Source organism: Aquimarina sp. KJ22-3 (assembly GCF_055808215.1).
The window spans coordinates 2,593,604-2,611,277 of the sequence record NZ_CM147859.1 but is presented as its reverse complement, the minus strand read 5'-3'; the positions used below and the strand labels follow the sequence as shown (position 1 = coordinate 2,611,277).

At 36.8% G+C, this 17,674-nt stretch carries 16 protein-coding genes; 2 read left to right on the top strand and 14 right to left on the bottom strand.

Annotated elements, in window-relative coordinates:
• The 12 genes from AC0L3Q_RS11955 to hisG all read right to left on the bottom strand — a co-directional run bounded on the left by AC0L3Q_RS11955 (position 1) and on the right by hisG (position 11,925).
• Entirely contained in the window at positions 1-2,811 is a 2,811-nt protein-coding gene (locus AC0L3Q_RS11955) for a gliding motility-associated C-terminal domain-containing protein (RefSeq protein ID WP_473286766.1), read from the bottom strand.
• Between the two features lie 99 nt (positions 2,812-2,910).
• Positions 2,911-3,507: a bifunctional phosphoribosyl-AMP cyclohydrolase/phosphoribosyl-ATP diphosphatase HisIE gene (hisIE, locus tag AC0L3Q_RS11950; protein WP_473286765.1), complete on the bottom strand. Its 597-nt coding sequence runs from the start codon at positions 3,505-3,507 to the stop codon at positions 2,911-2,913.
• A 96-nt stretch (positions 3,508-3,603) separates the two neighbouring features.
• Positions 3,604-4,359 (bottom strand): imidazole glycerol phosphate synthase subunit HisF, encoded by a 756-nt coding sequence (hisF, locus tag AC0L3Q_RS11945; protein WP_473286764.1) that lies wholly within the window; start codon positions 4,357-4,359, stop codon positions 3,604-3,606.
• Complete coding sequence (locus AC0L3Q_RS11940; RefSeq protein WP_473286763.1) at positions 4,359-4,877, bottom strand: DinB family protein; 519 nt, start codon at positions 4,875-4,877, stop codon at positions 4,359-4,361. Before AC0L3Q_RS11940 ends, hisF begins: the two co-directional genes overlap by 1 nt.
• Before the next feature lie 2 nt (positions 4,878-4,879).
• Positions 4,880-5,608 (bottom strand): 1-(5-phosphoribosyl)-5-[(5-phosphoribosylamino)methylideneamino]imidazole-4-carboxamide isomerase, encoded by a 729-nt coding sequence (gene hisA / locus AC0L3Q_RS11935; protein ID WP_473286762.1) that lies wholly within the window; start codon positions 5,606-5,608, stop codon positions 4,880-4,882.
• Positions 5,605-6,186, bottom strand: a complete 582-nt coding sequence (hisH, locus tag AC0L3Q_RS11930; protein ID WP_473286761.1) for an imidazole glycerol phosphate synthase subunit HisH — start codon at positions 6,184-6,186, stop codon at positions 5,605-5,607. The genes hisA and hisH overlap by 4 nt, the downstream gene beginning before the upstream one ends.
• 35 nt (positions 6,187-6,221) lie before the next feature.
• A complete protein-coding gene (gene hisB, locus AC0L3Q_RS11925; RefSeq protein ID WP_473286760.1) occupies positions 6,222-7,358 on the bottom strand; it encodes a bifunctional histidinol-phosphatase/imidazoleglycerol-phosphate dehydratase HisB in 1,137 nt (378 codons plus the stop codon).
• Between the two features lie 39 nt (positions 7,359-7,397).
• Positions 7,398-8,447, bottom strand: a complete 1,050-nt coding sequence (gene hisC, locus AC0L3Q_RS11920; RefSeq protein WP_473286759.1) for a histidinol-phosphate transaminase — start codon at positions 8,445-8,447, stop codon at positions 7,398-7,400.
• A 9-nt stretch (positions 8,448-8,456) separates the two neighbouring features.
• Positions 8,457-9,296, bottom strand: coding sequence for a DUF3667 domain-containing protein (locus AC0L3Q_RS11915; RefSeq protein WP_473286758.1), 840 nt, complete (start codon positions 9,294-9,296; stop codon positions 8,457-8,459).
• A gap of 10 nt (positions 9,297-9,306) precedes the next feature.
• The gene (hisD, locus tag AC0L3Q_RS11910) at positions 9,307-10,596 is read right to left on the bottom strand and encodes a histidinol dehydrogenase (protein WP_473286757.1); all 1,290 of its coding nucleotides are present in this window, start codon (positions 10,594-10,596) and stop codon (positions 9,307-9,309) included.
• Positions 10,597-10,623: 27 nt separating this feature from the next.
• Positions 10,624-11,043, bottom strand: a complete 420-nt coding sequence (locus tag AC0L3Q_RS11905; RefSeq protein ID WP_473286756.1) for a GNAT family N-acetyltransferase — start codon at positions 11,041-11,043, stop codon at positions 10,624-10,626.
• A gap of 24 nt (positions 11,044-11,067) precedes the next feature.
• Complete coding sequence (gene hisG / locus AC0L3Q_RS11900) at positions 11,068-11,925, bottom strand: ATP phosphoribosyltransferase (RefSeq protein WP_473286755.1); 858 nt, start codon at positions 11,923-11,925, stop codon at positions 11,068-11,070.
• A 341-nt stretch (positions 11,926-12,266) separates the two neighbouring features.
• Between hisG and AC0L3Q_RS11895 the strand changes: the two genes are divergently transcribed.
• Together AC0L3Q_RS11895 and AC0L3Q_RS11890 are read left to right on the top strand one after the other, a co-directional pair.
• Entirely contained in the window at positions 12,267-13,190 is a 924-nt protein-coding gene (locus AC0L3Q_RS11895; protein WP_473286754.1) for an OmpA family protein, read from the top strand.
• A gap of 12 nt (positions 13,191-13,202) precedes the next feature.
• Positions 13,203-13,733 (top strand): hypothetical protein, encoded by a 531-nt coding sequence (locus AC0L3Q_RS11890; protein ID WP_473286753.1) that lies wholly within the window; start codon positions 13,203-13,205, stop codon positions 13,731-13,733.
• A 147-nt stretch (positions 13,734-13,880) separates the two neighbouring features.
• Here the strand turns inward: AC0L3Q_RS11890 and AC0L3Q_RS11885 are convergent, their stop codons facing one another.
• Both AC0L3Q_RS11885 and AC0L3Q_RS11880 read right to left on the bottom strand, forming a co-directional pair.
• Positions 13,881-17,423 carry a T9SS type A sorting domain-containing protein gene (locus AC0L3Q_RS11885; RefSeq protein ID WP_473286752.1) on the bottom strand — a complete coding sequence of 1,181 codons (3,543 nt, stop codon included), beginning with the start codon at positions 17,421-17,423 and terminating at the stop codon, positions 13,881-13,883.
• 2 nt (positions 17,424-17,425) lie between these two features.
• A complete protein-coding gene (locus tag AC0L3Q_RS11880; protein ID WP_473286751.1) occupies positions 17,426-17,674 on the bottom strand; it encodes a hypothetical protein in 249 nt (82 codons plus the stop codon).

The following is a 17,674-nucleotide window of genomic DNA, read 5'->3' as shown; positions in this document are numbered from 1 at the left end:
TTATCTGCTTAGGTAGAAACTACCTTGTATTGGTAAATTGTTTTCAAAATTAGGTGTAAAAATATAGAAGTATGTTCCCGATGGAAGATCATCCCCTAATCGCACCGAAGTGTTACTTTCTCCTCGAAATTCTTCGGTATCCCGATTACCTTCGTATACCAAGCTTCCGTATCGGTTATAGATCTTGAGATCAAAATCCGGAAATGCTTCTGGGATGTTATACACATCTTCTATAAAAAGGTCAAAAGTGTCATTTTGATTATCTCCATTAGGAGAAACTCCATCCTGAAAATCTAGAGTACACAACTCTCCACTAGAAGAACGTTCACCTGTATTCAAGATATTAATATTGACCGCTACTCGTTCGGACTCACAATTGTCCACATCCACATTGGCGATATAGAGCAATTGGTTATCTAATAGGATTGGATTATCTATAATTGGAGTATCACTTTCTAACGAAGTATACCAATTAAAATTAAGTACATCTACCTCTATATCATCTAATCTGGCTGCATCCAGAATACAAAATTCCTGATCCGGAACATTGGGCTCTGGCAAATCGACAATTTGAACAGCAACGTTAAGCGACGATTCATCACAAGGAACTGCGTTGGTGACCACATATCTAAAGTTATAAATCTCGTTAGTCAACGTCTCGAATTCTAAAACTCCTTCTGGCGAAAGCGCTCCTGTACCATCTGTATCTTCAAAAACTCCAGTTCTTGGAGTATCTCTATCCAAAAGCGTAAACAAATTTACTCTACCATCAATTTTACAAAAGCTATCTGCCCTGTCATTTCCAATCGTTTGAGGCTCTACAACAATAATTCTTACAATCGCTGTATCTTCATCTGGACATCCAGGATTAGCAGGTACAGTATAGGTGTAATTTCCTGGCCCCAATATTGGCAAGGTCTCATCGTTGATATCAAAAGTTCCTAAATGATCGGTAGAAACATATCCAAAAGGACCTGTCCATGTACCGGTTGTATCTGGAGTACCTCCTAGTAAATCAAAAAGAGAAAGACTTAGATTATCAGAACAAACCCGAAACTCGTTATCCTCGCCAGCATCAGGCACAGCGTACACCGTAAATTCTAGATCAGCTTGCTCAACACATCCCGAACTGCTAGTCGTAGTATATGTAAAATTAAAAACCTGAGATACCGCTATATCTGGAAAAACAAAATCATTGTTAATAATAGCACCCGATCCATCGGTCCAAACTCCTGTATCCACCACAGTATCTGTACCATTGGTATTCAAAAGGCTAATAAGATCAACCTGTCCAAGAGAGGCACAAAGATCAATATCATCAGTATCTTCACCCGCATAATCAAAAGCCAATACCTCTATAACCACCTGTGTTGTTAAAATAGCACATGGGTTATTAGAGAAGGTCGGATCTAATGGATCTGTAATAAAAGGATCGCAAATTTGATCTGGAGAAGGACAATTAATATCTGGTGTTACTCCAAATTCGAAAGTGTATACTCCTGGCGGTGCTAATGACAAATTAACAGTCCCCAGGTAATAATCAATACTGGTATCGAAATCCATCAACGAATTCGGCTGTTCTACTAGATCTAAAGAAGATGGACCAGAAACCAATCTCCAGTTTACGTAAAAGCTGTTATCATAAGTGAAATCAAAACCTCCCTCGGTAGTAAATTCTAACAAATCAAATAGATTAAGACTTCCAGAAGTATTTCTACACAATCTTGGCGCAGCAGCTGGTTGATTAAATGACCTCAATTGCTCATAAAAGGTAAAAGACACTGAGGTATTTCTATCGGTACACACCCCTGATCGTTGATCTACATTATAAGTATAGTCTACAGTTTCGCAACCAAATCGTAGGTTGTTTCCTCCATCTACAATTTGCTCATATACCGCTCTAAGATTCACCATAGAGTCATTTTCATCTGCTATTTGTCCTGTTGGATCTGCAATACTCCAATATCCTTCTATATCCTCTCCTAATAAATACTGATCATCCCTTAAATCAATATCGGCATCATATACTCCTGCTAACACATCAGACTCGCAAATTTCTGTGATATCTGATCCCCCGGAATCTACCTGGCGTATCATTGAGATTCTTACTGTGGTCTCTTCAGAAGGATCGCAAGGTGTTAACCCCGGTACTCGATACGTAAACTCAAACACTTCTTGATCTACCAACGGAAGTCCTGGTTGATAAGGTATTCTAGCTGAGAACATAGAACCGCTAAGAGACAAAAAATTGGGGCTACTACCATTATAAATCCACTCTCCGTTAAGATGAGGAGGAGGATTAAGTGCATCTGAAGTAAGTGCATTAAACAAATCAAAAGTCTCATTATCACACGCCTCTACATTTACATTCAGTGTACCGAAAGGAGCCAAAGTAACTCCTGAGTATGGTCCCAAAAACAATCTTGCGGTGCGAATAGGTACATCTCCACAGGCTGCATTCCTTAGTTCGAAAAAATAGTTATTTGGTGTTGTTGCTGTTGTAGAAAATTGTAAATCCCAAGTAGACAGGTTACCAGTTACAGCATCAAAAGCCACACTAAACCTAGGACTTATAGACCAAGTACCATCAGTTGGTGTAGTACCGGTCTCATCATAAATATTAATAATTCCATCTGGATCACCATTCATGTCAAAATCGATAGTTTCCATATCGCATTTCTCTATGGTAATGAGGCCTGGATTGACACATTGGGAAAAAGAACGTTGGGCAAAAAACAACAGCCCAATTAAGAGTATTTTTACAATAGGTTTCCCAAAAACATACTGTAATTCACCTTTGTTATGTTTCAAAATTAGTTGGTTTAGGTCTACGAAATTATAACATTTTGTTAACAAAACAAGTTTTTGTCGGTAAATTTCGCTTTTAATCGATTGTTCAGGTCAAAATACTCAACTTCTTGATTGCAAAACATTTACTATATCATTTAATTTATATCCTTTGGCTTGTAGCAATATTAGATAGTGAAAGAGTAAATCTGCACTTTCGTTCAAAAACAATTCTTCATTATCATCTTTAGCTTCGATGACCACCTCTACTGCTTCCTCTCCTACTTTTTGAGCTACCTTATTAATTCCTTTTTTAAATAATGAGGCTACATACGATTTTTCATTATCCTGATTCTCCTTTCGATTTCGAATTACTTCTTCAAGTTCTGTTAAGAAACCATACTCCTGAACATTCTTATCGTTCCAGCAAGTATCTGTACCCGTATGACAAGTAGGACCTTCTGGTTTAACAGACACTAACAACGTATCCTTATCACAATCCACTTTTATATCGATTAGATGCAAAAAATTGCCACTCTCTTCTCCTTTGGTCCATAACCTATTTTTTGATCTACTGAAAAAAGTAACTTTTTTAAGTGCAATCGTTTTATCATAAGCCTCCTGATCCATATATCCCAACATTAAAACATTCTTGGTCATTGCATCTTGAATGATTGCTGGCACTAATCCATCACTATTTTTATTGAAGTCTATTTCCATGCTTTACTATTACTAGCTGCATATGCAGCATTTTTTCTAAATTTTTAATTTATTTTTTTGTGACAACACCTATTTTTCTCTTAAAAAGTCACTTGGTCAGATTCTAACCGGAATATCATTCTTTTTTAATTCCTGCTTTAAATCACTGATTTCTATTTCTTTAAAATGAAAAACACTTGCTGCCAAAGCTGCATCAGACTTTCCTTTATTAAAGGTGTCTACAAAGTGCAAAATGTTACCTGCTCCACCTGAAGCAATTATTGGAATATTCAATTCTTCAGATAATTTGGCCAAAGCTTCGTTGGCAAATCCATCTTTGGTACCATCGTGATCCATTGAGGTAAATAGAATCTCCCCCGCTCCTCTTTGTTCTACTTCTTTAGCCCATTCAAAGAGATTAAGTTCTGTAGGTACTTTTCCTCCTACCAAATGCACTTTCCATTCCCCATCAATCTTTTTTGCATCGATAGCCACTGTTATACATTGACTCCCAAATTTACCAGCCAATTCATTGATCAAATCAGGATTTTTTACTGCTGAAGAGTTCACAGAAACCTTATCTGCTCCATTCTGCAATAAAATATCTACATCCTCTACAGACGATATCCCTCCTCCTACTGTAAAAGGAATATTCACCTTCTCTGCTACTCGAAGTACCAAATCAGCCAGAGTTTTTCGTCTTTCTTCCGTAGCAGAGATGTCTAAAAACACCAGCTCATCCGCTCCAGCTTTTGAATATACATCTGCCAATTCTACAGGATCTCCAGCATCTCTTAGATCTACAAAATTTACTCCCTTTACTGTTCTTCCGTTTTTTATGTCTAAACAAGGAATTATTCTTTTAGTAAGCATCAGTCATTTTTGTTTTTAATATTCAAATCTATTCCATCATAAAATCCTAAATTGGATTTGTCTTTGAGTTGTTTTGTCCAAAACGCTATTTGTCCTGTATGGTACGAGTAATGTTCGGCAACATGAATGGCAATACCAATTCCTGAAAACGTAAATCCTTGCACCTCTCGCTCTCTAAGCAATTCTGATGTTGAAATGTTACGAAGTGTTTGTCTAGCCTTTTCAACAGTTTCTTGTAGCTTACTCCATAATTCGTCTTTGCTTACCCCTCCTTTGGAGGCAAACTCCTCATCTCGTGCTCTTTGGTCCTCAGTATTTCCCAAAGAAGAAATTGCATATTGGGTAATGTTACCACACAAATGAAGTATAAGGTTGCCCACACTATTTGAGTTTGATGTTGGTTTTTTCCAAATATCTTCTTCATCAAGTTGTTCAAAACTTAATCCGATCATTCTTGTACTTTCATCCCATCTATAGATGATCTGTTCTACGAATTCTTTTGCGACTTTCTCTTCCATATTTATGCTCTTGAAAGAATGAAATTTTCTAATTGAGTAAGACTAATCTTATTTTCATAAATCGCTTTACCAATGATAGTTCCCTCGCATCCCAGTTCAGCTAGCCTAGGGAGTTCTTCAAAATCAGAAATACCACCAGAAGCAATCAATTTCACTCCTTCGGTTTCACTTAAGATTTTTTGATAAAGATCAAAAGAAGGCCCTTGCAACATTCCGTCTTTACTAATATCCGTACAAATCACATAAGTAATTCCTTTTTCTCGATACTCTTTGATAAAAGGAATCAACTCCTTGTCGCTTTCTTCCAGCCATCCACTCACAGCTATTTTCTCATTTTGAGCATCGGCACCCAAAATAATGCGGTCTTCTCCGAAACGCTGTAACCAAGAGGTAAAGGTATCTGGATCTTTTACCGCAATACTTCCTCCTGTGATTTGATTTGCTCCACTCTCAAAAGCTATTCTAAGATCTTCGTCTGTTTTTAATCCTCCTCCAAAATCAATTTTTAGATTCGTTTTGGTTGCGATTTGCTCTAAGACTTTGTGGTTTACAATATGTTTTGATTTGGCACCATCGAGATCTACTAAGTGCAAATATTGTATTCCGTGATCTTCGAACATTTTTGCTACTTCAAGTGGATTTTCGTTATATATCTTTTTGGTTGCGTAATCGCCTTTGGAAAGACGAACACATTTACCCTCGATAATGTCTATAGCTGGTATGATTCTCATAATTCTAGGAAGTTCTTTAATATTTGTTCACCAACATCACTACTCTTTTCTGGGTGAAATTGGGTTCCATAAAAGTTATTTTTCTGCAATGCAGTACTGTAGGCTATTCCATAAGTGGATTGTGCTACCGTTTCTTCAGTAATAGGTGCATAATAGCTATGCACCAAATAGATGTATTCCTTTTCCGCAACATCTTTGAACAATGGTGATTTCAATTCTTCTATTTGATTCCAGCCAATCTGCGGTACTTTCACCCCGTGGTTAAATCGCAATACATTAGTGTCAAAAATCGCTAAACCTTTGGTATTGCCTTCCTCAGTATAGTTGCACATTAGCTGCATTCCCAGACAAATCCCTAAGACAGGTTGTTTTAATTTTGGTACTAAAGTATCTAATCCTGATTCTTTGAGCTTTTGCATAGCACTACTTGCTTCTCCTACCCCAGGAAAAATTACCTTATCGGCTTGTTGTATCTCTTCGGGATCATTGCTTAAAACAGCTTCATATCCCAATCGTTGAATTGCAAACTTTATAGATTGAATATTTCCAGCCCCGTAGTTTATAATTACTATTTTCATGTGTTTATCAAAAAGATTATACAGCTTGTTTTGTTTTACAACATTCCTTTTGTACTAGGCAAAATCATTTTTTCCGGATCTCTTTTTACCGCTACTTTAATGGCTTTGGCAAAAGCCTTAAAAATAGCCTCAATCTTATGATGTTCATTTACCCCTTCGGCTTTGATATTTAAATTTGCTTTTGCGCCGTCTGTAAAAGACTTAAAGAAATGGAAAAACATCTCTGTTGGCATTTTACCGATCATTTCTCTTTTGAAATCTGCTTCCCAAACTAACCAGTTGCGTCCTCCAAAATCAATAGCAACCTGTGCCAGGCAATCATCCATTGGCAAACAGAACCCATAACGTTCGATCCCTAATTTATCTGCAAGCGCTTTTGAGAAAACCTCTCCCAATGCAATAGCGGTATCTTCGATAGTATGATGCTCATCAACTTCCAGATCTCCCTTGACCTTGATTACCAAATCCATTTGCCCATGACGAGCAATCTGATCTAACATGTGATCAAAAAATTCTAATCCAGTAGAGATATCACTCTTACCAGTACCATCCAAATTCAACTGAATAAAAATATCCGTCTCATTCGTTTTTCTAGCAATTTCTGCAACGCGATCCTCTAATTTTAGAAACTCATAAATACGCTGCCAATCATTACTTTCTAAGGCAATATACTCGTCAAGCTCATCTGTATTGATGGTTATTTCTCCAGTTCCCAGGTTGGTATTATCATTTATAAATATCCCTTTGGCACCTAGGTTTTTAGCCAATTCCATATCGGTAAGGCGATCTCCTATCACGAAGGAATTTTTCAGATCGTAAGCATCCGAAAAATATTCTGTTAGCAACCCTGTACCTGGTTTTCTGGTATTGGCATTCTCGTGTGGAAATGTTCTATCCAAAAATACTTTATCGAATACTACTCCTTCGTTTTCAAAAGATTTCAAGATAAAATTATGTACTGGCCAAAAGGTATCTTCTGGAAAGACATCTGTTCCCAAACCATCTTGATTGGTAATCATTACCAGCTCATAATCCAGTTCTTTAGCAATTTTCCCCAAATATGTAAATGCTTTTGGATAAAAGATCATCTTTTCGAATGCATCTATTTGTTCGTCTGCTGTTTCTTTTATGATTGTTCCGTCTCTATCTATAAATAATACTTTCTTTTTCATGTCTAGATATAATGTAAAGCTTAAATCTGAAATATTACTTTACAAGTTTTGCAAGGTTTTAATTAATTTTTTATTTTCTGTTTCAGTACCTACTGTAAACCGTAGGGTATTTTCACATAAAGGTTGTGTGCTTCTATTTCTAACTACGATACCTTTTGCTAGTAATTGCGCATATCGTTTGTCAGCATCATCAACTTTTGCTAAAACAAAATTAGCATCGGTATCATATATAGTCTGTACAAAAGCTACAGCTGATAGCGCCCTAACCAGGCTTTCTCTTCCTTCTAGGATACTGCTAATCTCTGTTTTTACTTTTTCCTGATCCAATACGCGATCCAAAGCCCGTTGCTGAGTCAATTCATTGACATTGTAAGGCGGTTTTATTTTGTTTAAAATTTGGATAATCTCTTCAGAGGCATAACAAATCCCTAAACGTATCCCAGCAAGACCATAAGCCTTAGACAAAGTTTGTGTAACTATCAAATTGGGATACTTTATAAGATTTGACACCCAGCTTTCCTTTTTAGAAAAATCAATATAAGCTTCGTCAACTACTACCAAACCATTGAATGATTCTAGAATAGTTTCTATTTTTTTAGCATCAAAAGAGTTTCCTGTAGGATTATTGGGCGAACACAAAAAGATGATCTTCGAATTTTCATCCACAGCATCAAAAATTCCAGATAGGTCAGGTTGAAAATCTTTTGTTAGCAACACTCTTTTTTCTTCTATATCATTGGTATTTGCCAATACCTTGTACATCCCATATGTTGGTGGTAATGTGATGATATTATCTTTTTTGGGCTCACAAAATGCTCTAAAAATAAGATCCAGCACTTCATCACTGCCATTACCCAACAACATATGATTACTCGACACTCCTTTTTGAGCTGCCAAAGCATCTTTAAGACTGCGTTGCTGAGGGTCTGGATAACGATTCACTCCATTTTCATAAGGATTTTCGTTGGCATCCAAAAAAATCATATCTGACCCATCACTAACGTATTCATCTCTTGCTGATGAGTAAGGCTGTAAGCCTCTAACATTATCTCTTACAATTCTATTTATATCAAATTCTATTTTCTTCATTGTGGTATTTTACGATAACTTATTATAAATTAATGCTCCTAAAAACCCTAGTACAACTGAAACAAAACCAATCACAATTAAAAACCCAATACTCAATAAAATGAATTTTAAAAATTTAAATAGGATTCCTTTAATGGATAGTTCTGCTATTTTTTTGTAGCTAATCAAATAATAGGCAATGGTGATAATTGAACTATACATATATATAGATGGATGTATTGCTACCGAAGCTAAGAAAAACAAAGTCCCTACCAGTAACCCAAATGCTACCAGGTAGGCATTTGCCACCAAATGTTCTCCATAATTAAATGGTTTGCTACCAAACACCAAAAAAGCTAAAAGAGCATATACCGGTGTAAATAGAAATACCGAAATATTGAAATAACGTAATAATATGACATACATGTTTCTACTTGCTTCAATAGACGAATCCCTATATTCGGTATATTCTTGTTGATACTCTGCAGAGTTTTTATCCTTTCCCGGATTGATCATGGCAAATATTTCTTCATACATCGATTCATCTTGAGTGGCATCTATCCTGCTAATATATTCTTCTGAAAAAGTATTAAATACGAATGTTGAAATCGCGGCTACAATCGCCAAAAAAGCAAATGGATTAATGTATCGCTTTCTTGTACCAGTAACATAATCCAAAATCACCTGATACGGTGCTACTGCAAAAGTTCTTATGGTCCTTAAAAACAGATTATCCAATCCCAAAACATCATTAAAAAAATCGTTTCGTAATTGTTTCAAAGTAATCCTTTCACTAATCACCTTGGCTCCGCAATTATTACAGTACCCTAATCCTTCTTCTAGTTGATATCCACAATTTTTACAATTCATCCCAATAATTTTAATTTTCTGATAGGCTTTGTAGTCGCAACGTAACTGCATTTTTGTGTGCTTGAAGCCCTTCTGCTTCGGCCATCAACTCAATAGCATTCCCTATATTTTTTATTCCTTGTTCTGATATTTTCTGAAATGTCATGGATTTCATAAAGCTATCCAGGTTTACACCGCTATATTGCTTTGCATAGCCATTTGTAGGCAAGGTATGATTGGTTCCAGAAGCATAATCTCCTGCACTCTCTGGTGTATAATTACCAATAAAAACAGATCCTGCATTAACGATCTGATCTACATAGAAATCTTCATTTGCTACACAAACAATAAAGTGTTCTGGCCCATATTCATTAATTAGGTCCAAGGCTATTTGATCATTTTCTACATAAATCAATTTAGAGTTTTCTATAGCTGCCGTTGCAATCTCTTTTCTTGGTAACTTTTCTAATTGTCCTGCCACTTCTTTTTCTACCAATTCGATCATACTTTTTGAAGTAGATACCAAAATAACCTGACTATCCTTACCGTGCTCTGCTTGGCTCAATAAATCTGAAGCAACAAAAGCAGGATTTGCACTATCATCGGCTACCACTAATAATTCACTAGGGCCAGCGGGCATATCTATGGCTACACCAAATTTGGTTGCCAGTTGTTTGGCTACGGTGACGAACTGGTTACCCGGACCAAAAATTTTATAAACTTTAGGAATAGATTGGGTTCCAAAGGTCATCCCTGCTACAGCTTGAATTCCACCAGCTTTACAGACTGTTGTTACACCACACAAATCTGCAGTAAATAATATTGCAGGGTGGATTTTACCTTCAGCATTTGGTGGAGAGCACAACACAACCTCTTTACATCCCGCCAAGTTTGCCGGAACAGCGAGCATCAAAATCGTTGAAAATAAAGGGGCTGTTCCCCCAGGAATATAAAGCCCCACCTTTTGTATTGCTCTCTTTTCCTGCCAACAAGAAACTCCATCAGTAGTATCTACTGCTACTCGCTCTGTTTTTTGTGCCTTATGAAAAGCTTCAATATTGGATTTTGCTAATAATATAGCGGTTTTGAGCTCCTCATCGATCAGCATCTTTGCTTCTTCCACTTCGGCAGGAGTGACTAAGATGTCTTGGATAGCCACCCTGTCAAATTTTTGAGTATACGCATTAATAATTTCATCCCCTTCAGCTTTTACTTCATCAAAAATCTGCAAGACAGTGTCTTCAATATCTGCTATAGTTTGAGTAGGTCGTTTTAGTAGTTCTCCCCACTCTTTTATTTCTGGATTATATATTTTTTTCATTTGTTCTTTTCTATTAATTGATTGAATCTACAATTGTTTTTGATAGTGATAGGCTATCAATTTATAACCTTGATCCAACCAAAATTTCTGTCCAGAAGTATTATTTACATAACAGTTTAGTTCGGAAGCTACGCATCCTTTACTTCTGGCATAATCAAATATCCAATTCATCAATAACTTTCCTATTCCTTTACCTTGGTATTCTGGAAGAATATAAACATTATCTGGTTCTACATGTTTCCCCACATAATACTTGGTTAAGAACCACAAACCCGAAATACCTATTAATTTATTTTGATCGTAAACCCCTACACACTCATAATTAGATTGTAGCATATCGTCTAAACGAGCCTTTAGGGTTTGAAATTCCACTTTAGGATTCAACTCTTGCAAGAGTGCTAGTATGCTATCTATATTGCTATTTGGTATTAAGGAAATGGTGTACATGATGATCTAAATCTATTGTGATTATTAAAGCACCATTTTTTCTATTGGGCAAACCAATATTCCCTCAGCACCTTCAGATTTTAGTTCGTCAAGGATATCCCAGAACTTATTCTTTTCTACTACGGTATGTATAGAACTCCATCCTTTTTCTGCAAGCGGCAATACCGTAGGGCTTCGCATTCCAGGTAATATTTTAACGATATCTTCTATCTTGTCATTTGGAGCATTCAACAATACATATTTCGAGTTTCGCGCTTTTAGAACCGCCTGTATTCTGAATTGTAATTTTTCTAAGATCTTTTTAGACTCTTCAGAAATTTTTGGAGAAACTGCCAATACCGCCTCAGAGGTTAACATTACCTCTACCTCTTTTAGATTGTTTTTGAACAACGTACTACCGCTAGACACGATATCACAGATTGCATCTGCAAGACCAATATTAGGTGCAATTTCTACAGATCCAGATATCTGGTGAAGCTCTGCAGTGATTCCTTTTTGTGCCAAGAATTGATTTACTGTATTGGGATAAGAAGTTGCAATTTTTTTACCATCCAAATCCTGAATAGAATTGTATTCGAACTCCTTTGGTACCGCCAGGGAAACTTTACATTTAGAAAAATTTAAACGTTCAGCAATAGAAATATCCTGTCCTTTTTCTATCAGCACATTTTCTCCTATGATAGCAATATCTACCACTCCATCTCTTAAATATTGAGGGATATCTCCGTTTCGAAGAAACATTACCTCCATAGGAAAATTGCGAGTCTGTGCTTTTAATTGATCTTTCCCATTATCAATTGAAATACCGCAATCTTTTAGAATTTTTACAGAGTCTTCATTAAGCCGACCGCTTTTCTGAATAGCAATTTTAATTTTTGACATTTTAATTTTTTGTTGTTGTGTTAGATCAAACCAAACGAGTTTATAGAAAACAAAAAACCCGTTTGAATTGCTCAAACGGGTTTTTATTTATTTGTTATATACACATACCAAACCTACCACGCCTGAGCGAATATGTTTGAATGGTGATGATGTATAAATATGTTTCTCATTGTTTTCTAATACTTCGCGAATTTATAAAAAAATATGTTTTCAAAATGCATTTCAACTTAATTTTTTGTTATTAATCTTTTTATCAGCATAAATCTTCAATAATTATTTGGCGTAATAGGTTGATTATAAACATTTTTATAACTTTAAAAGACAATACTAATCAACAACTTATGAAAAAAATCATTTCATTTCTTATCTTTTTGCTATTCGCATGGCTGGCAATGTGGTGGTATTATTCTTGCGATTGGTGTGCTCGGGAAACCGGACAAAACCTAAAAAACGAGGAAAAAATTAGACTCGAACGCGAAGCTGCTGCAAGGAAAGCTTACGAAGATAGCATTGCCGCTATCGAACAACAGAAACTCAAATTTGTTATCAAAGATGATGACGATCGAGACGCACTAACTCTCAAAGGTCAACTTCAAATCAATAACAAAAACGGTAATGTATTTATACCAGATGCCATTGCTGATATTGGCGATTTGGTTGCTGATTATCTCGGAAAAAATCAAAACAAAGAACTTTTGATTACCGGTTATGAAACCTCAGAGGAAAGCAGCACAGAAAATGAACTTGGATTGGCTCGGGCTAGTTTCATGAAAGACTTGTTCATAAAATCAGGGATTAATTCCGGTAGAATCAGTACCTCTAGCGAGGTAAAGGATTATGAATACGATGCCGATGGTAATCATACAGGAGGTATTTCATTACTTTTTAAAACATTAACCGAAGAACGTACTGTTGAAGTAGAGAAAAGTGTCGCTAACAGAACCTTATATTCCAATTTTGGTGAGAAGACATTTAAACCTGATGCCACGCTATCGAACTACGCTCTGGAATTGAAGAACTATCTCAACAAATATCCAGATAAAAGCGTACATGTGACCGGGCATACCGATGATGTTGGAGATGAGGAAGCAAATCTCTGGTTTGGACAACAGCGTGCGAATAATGTACGACAGTATTTAATATCTCAAGGAATCGACGCTGATAAGGTTAAGGCAACTTCAAAAGGAGAATCTAATCCTATTGTTCCTAATACCAGTGAAGAAAACAGAGCAAAAAACAGAAGAATAGAAATCATTGTAAATTAAATAACCACAACTATGTTAGAATTTTTAAACGAAGCCAATTGGTGGTGTCTGCTTTTACTACTATTCCTAGCATTTTTGTTAGGATGGCTATTATCCCGATGGGCACTAAAAAATAAATACAAAGCTGAACTCGAAGAATGTCAACGACAAAATTCGATATTGAAAAATGCCGAATACACTAAAGCCAAATCGACATTCTCGAACAAAGCTTCTTCAGAAAATGAAATTAAAGCGATCAAAACCAGAGACCATGGTGGTATTCCTATTTCGAGTGCACCAGCTCCTACAGGAGAGCAGCCTAAGTTGAACTTTGCTAGTTTTGGTGAAGCAGATGCTTCGCAAAAGGATGATTTGAAATTAATAAGTGGTATTGGTCCATTTATTGAAGAAAAATTAAATGGAATTGGTATTTACACGTTTGATCAAATTAGCCGATTTACTGCCGAAGATATTGAAACAGTTACACAACTTATTCAATTTTTCCCTGGTCGAATTGAGAGAGATCAGTGGACCAAACAAGCAGAAAAATTAAAGCAGAAATAGTAACACTAACCATTATCTATTTTGCTGGGCCTTCATGATAAATGAAGGCTTTTTTTGTTCCTCATTTCAGAAGACTAAATGAGTACAAAGAAAAAGCCTTGAATACTTGTATTCAAGGCTTTCCTACTATAATTAGTACACTATATGTTAGTTTTTAATAAATCGTTGAGTTTGTCCATTTATTACTATAGTATATAATCCATTTTGAAGTTGTGAAACATCAATTACATTTTCAGCATTTCCTTCGTCAACTAGTTGCCCTAGCGTGTTAAAGATACTGTATGCCTTAGTATTGCTGTTTGCACTTGCTATGAATAAGTTATTCTTAGCCGGGTTTGGATACAAGGTAATTGCTAATGACGTATCAAAATCATTAAGATCTACAAAAGTACCAGCTACCGCTGCTGTAGTCGAACCACAAGTACCTAAGTTAATCCAACCTGTGGTTGTTCTTTCGTACAACGATCCTCTAAATGTTACCTGGTCTCCAGCACTGTAAGCTCTTGAGCTGTCGTATTCTGCAACTCCTGCACAAATATCTGCTGGTGGCGTAGATGTTCCTCCTCCAGAAGAAAGAGACACATTGTCTATAGCTATATCTGCTTGCCACGTACCGCCTGTAATTCTATTAAATCGTACTTTAATACTTCCTCCAACGTAGGATCCCAAGTCAACACTTGCATTTAACCAAGAGTTTCCTTTGTTACCCGTCTCACTCCAAACGCTTGTCCATGAAGAACCATTGTCATCACTTACTTCTAATGCAATACTACCCATATCATTAGCTCCAAACATATGATAGCTGAATGAGAACGTAGCAGCACTAAGTCCAGATAAGTCAAAACAAGGAGAGGTAATTATTGCTTGTTTATTTGGGAAACCTGTTCCATTACCAGAAGCCTCAACAAAAATATAGAAGCTTCCTTGAGTAGCAGAAGATGGCCCTGTATCTCTAGATGGAGTTCCACTTGCGTCTACAGTCCAATTTAGGTCATCTGCTGTAGATTGGCTCCATGCTCCAATCGTGTTTTCAAATCCTTCGTTGTATGGGAATGAAGAAATTCCTGACACACAACCAGAACCTCCTGTTGATCCACCAGTTGTGGTAGCAGAAGCTGTATTACTGAAACCAGACTCATTACCAGCAGTATCTTTAGCTTTTACTCTGAATTGGTATGTAGTATTCGCTGTTAACCCGGTAATATTAGCAGTTGTTCCAGTAACTGATCCTAAAACAGAGTTTCCTTGATAGATATCGTACCCTACAACTCCTACGTTATCCGTAGCAGCATTCCAACTTAAAGTCAAAGTAGTTTCAGCGATATTTGAAGCTGATAAACCTGTTGGAGTACTTGGGGCTTGTGTATCTGCAACTGCGTTAGATGTAAATGATCCCGTAAACACTCCTCTACCGTAAGTAGATGCAATGATTACATTATCATTATCATTTCCATTTTTAGCCCAATAATCAAATGAAGTTACACTTGCGTCACTCATTCCATTATACGCCTGCTCCCAGTTTGGGTTAGCATCATTAAAGTTAGTTGTTACCCAAACACCTAATTGTGTAGCTAGGATGACTTCATTTCTATCTAATGGGTTTTGAAGGATATCTCTAACTGGAATATCTGGTAAGTTACCTTCCTTGTTCAACCAATTTGCCCCTCCGTCATTAGAGAACCAAACACTGGTTACACCATAGTTATGGATAGATACCATGATATCATTTGCAGTAGCTCCTAATCTTACCGAAGAAACCGAACCTACAAATGGAGTAGTAATCTCTGTCCAAGAAGCTGTACCCAAACCAACATTAGTAAGTCTGAATAATTTTCCATCTGCAGCTCCTACATACCAAGTATTATTAGCAAAAGGAGAAGCAATAAATGCAGTTGGTTTTGCCGTTAAGACAGCATTGGTAATATTATTATTACGATTACCAGCAACATCGATCGTTTTGATCGAAAATGAACCACCTGAAGACGCATTCGATAATAAGAAATTAGCATCACTATCGTATCCCATTTGGTTTACGAAATCTCCTGTTGTTCTTTCATTAAGAATAGTAGTCGCTCCACCTTGTCTTCTTCCTCTACCATCCCAAGGTAAGTTATATCTATAGATTACGTTATTTGTAAAAGTTGCAGTCATGTACTGCCCATCTTTATCTACAAACGTATAGAATCCATCACCATCAGATAATTCTTCCGAACCATTAATTCCAGCTGAAGCATTTCTAAACGCCTGAGAACCATTATCCTGCGCACCTGCAGTAAAAATACCAGTAACATCATTTGTCCCGTTTGGACCGATACCTGCTTTTACATATTGCGTAACATTAAAGTTACTATTTCTAGCTCCAAAAACATTCGAACTAGAACCACGAGATAAATCAGATGCATAATATATTCCACCATCATTACCAAAAATCGCTTGATTAGAATTTCCTGGTCTGAAGGTCATCGCATGTTGATCAGCATGTACAAGCGATACACTAAGACTTGCTAATCCAGAATTGTTAGACCATTTAGAAATTTGACTCCAAGAATTACCACTATTGGTAGATCTAAATAAATCAATACCTCCTACATAAACAATATCATCGTTATTAGGATCAGCTTCAATCATTAAATCATAAAATGCCTGTCCTCTGGTAAAATCGTTTGCCGGGATACCACCATCTGCATCATTAGGCAATGCAGTTTCAGTAACCGAAGCAAATTTATTTGTTGTTCTATAAATATGTACCGGATCTGTAGATCCTTGTGTAAGCGCATACAATTTGTTAGCATCTGTTGCAGAAACCTCAATTTCTACACGATTTGAATCTGCTAAAGGAGAGGCAGCTGCTTCGGTCCAAGTACCACCATTGGTAGAACTGAAGACTCTTCCTCCACCTCCACCTCCAATACCTGGAGTTGTGATGGTTCCCATCCATAATGTATTATCTGCTCCTACTTCAAAGTCATTAGGAATCATATAATAGTTCGTTCCCTGGAAATCAAACGCTAAGTTTGAAGACTCAATACGATTCCAAGTAGAACCTCCATCCACAGATCTATATAAACCTGCAGTTTGTAAACCTAGCCAATTTGAAGGGTTACTAGCATCTCCATATACATGAGCACCAACTCCAACAAATAATTCTGTGCGGTTTTGTGATGTGTTATTCCAAGCCACAACGTCATTTACATAAAACAACCCTGAAAGGAATAAGTTATTTGCATTAAAACTAAAAGTAGCAGCTCCGGCAGCAGGAATACTAAGTGCTTGCCAGCTATTACCACCGTCTGTAGATCGATAAACACCGTTACCTACCACATCTCCAGCGGTATATTGCTCTCCCGTACCTACATACCAGATATTCGAATTTCTTGGATCTACAGTAATCGAAGTAACTGATAGATTTCCTGGTACATTTTGTACTCTACTCCATTGAGACGTAGAAGAGGTAATATTATCATTTACCCAAAGACCTCCACTTACACCACCGGCAAATACTCGGCGGTTGGATGAATCATTAGGGTCAAACATGATAGCACGAGTTCTACCTCCTATATCATTAGGACCTCTTTCTATCCATGGATTGTTAGGATCATCTCCTGGAGCTCTTTTCGCAAATTTCGCTTTTAACTGTTCTTGAAGAGAGAAAATGTTCTCTGGGTGAGTACGACCACTTTTTGGGTTCATCGTTAACTCCCACATTTGCTCAAAATACCTGTTTGGAGGTAAGCCTTGAGCTTTACGTTCTTTTTTGATAATTGTAAGGTGTTTTTGAAAGGACTGTTAGCCAAATGCTCTGCATGTTGTGCTCTCAAATTTACAATGTCATCATTCTGATTTTGGGATTTTTCTGTTTTTGGGGCGGTTAGTGTATAAACGAGAAGTGTAACCACCAAGCCTAGGCCCAGTGCAATGGGGCGAAATAATTTTCTATTCAT

What these genes read in the sequence shown, in the direction of transcription:
- hisA (WP_473286762.1), bottom strand. Translation starts at nt 5,608, where the DNA reads ATGAGAATCATACCAGCTATAGACATTATCGAGGGTAAATGTGTTCGT.
- AC0L3Q_RS11895 (WP_473286754.1), top strand. Translation starts at nt 12,267, where the DNA reads ATGAAAAAAATCATTTCATTTCTTATCTTTTTGCTATTCGCATGGCTG.
- hisH (WP_473286761.1), bottom strand. Translation starts at nt 6,186, where the DNA reads ATGAAAATAGTAATTATAAACTACGGGGCTGGAAATATTCAATCTATA.
- hisF (WP_473286764.1), bottom strand. Translation starts at nt 4,359, where the DNA reads ATGCTTACTAAAAGAATAATTCCTTGTTTAGACATAAAAAACGGAAGA.
- AC0L3Q_RS11915 (WP_473286758.1), bottom strand. Translation starts at nt 9,296, where the DNA reads ATGAATTGTAAAAATTGTGGATATCAACTAGAAGAAGGATTAGGGTAC.
- AC0L3Q_RS11905 (WP_473286756.1), bottom strand. Translation starts at nt 11,043, where the DNA reads ATGTACACCATTTCCTTAATACCAAATAGCAATATAGATAGCATACTA.
- AC0L3Q_RS11880 (WP_473286751.1), bottom strand. Translation starts at nt 17,674, where the DNA reads ATGAATAGAAAATTATTTCGCCCCATTGCACTGGGCCTAGGCTTGGTG.
- AC0L3Q_RS11890 (WP_473286753.1), top strand. Translation starts at nt 13,203, where the DNA reads ATGTTAGAATTTTTAAACGAAGCCAATTGGTGGTGTCTGCTTTTACTA.
- hisG (WP_473286755.1), bottom strand. Translation starts at nt 11,925, where the DNA reads ATGTCAAAAATTAAAATTGCTATTCAGAAAAGCGGTCGGCTTAATGAA.
- hisD (WP_473286757.1), bottom strand. Translation starts at nt 10,596, where the DNA reads ATGAAAAAAATATATAATCCAGAAATAAAAGAGTGGGGAGAACTACTA.
- AC0L3Q_RS11885 (WP_473286752.1), bottom strand. Translation starts at nt 17,423, where the DNA reads ATGAACCCAAAAAGTGGTCGTACTCACCCAGAGAACATTTTCTCTCTT.
- AC0L3Q_RS11940 (WP_473286763.1), bottom strand. Translation starts at nt 4,877, where the DNA reads ATGGAAGAGAAAGTCGCAAAAGAATTCGTAGAACAGATCATCTATAGA.
- hisC (WP_473286759.1), bottom strand. Translation starts at nt 8,447, where the DNA reads ATGAAGAAAATAGAATTTGATATAAATAGAATTGTAAGAGATAATGTT.
- hisIE (WP_473286765.1), bottom strand. Translation starts at nt 3,507, where the DNA reads ATGGAAATAGACTTCAATAAAAATAGTGATGGATTAGTGCCAGCAATC.
- hisB (WP_473286760.1), bottom strand. Translation starts at nt 7,358, where the DNA reads ATGAAAAAGAAAGTATTATTTATAGATAGAGACGGAACAATCATAAAA.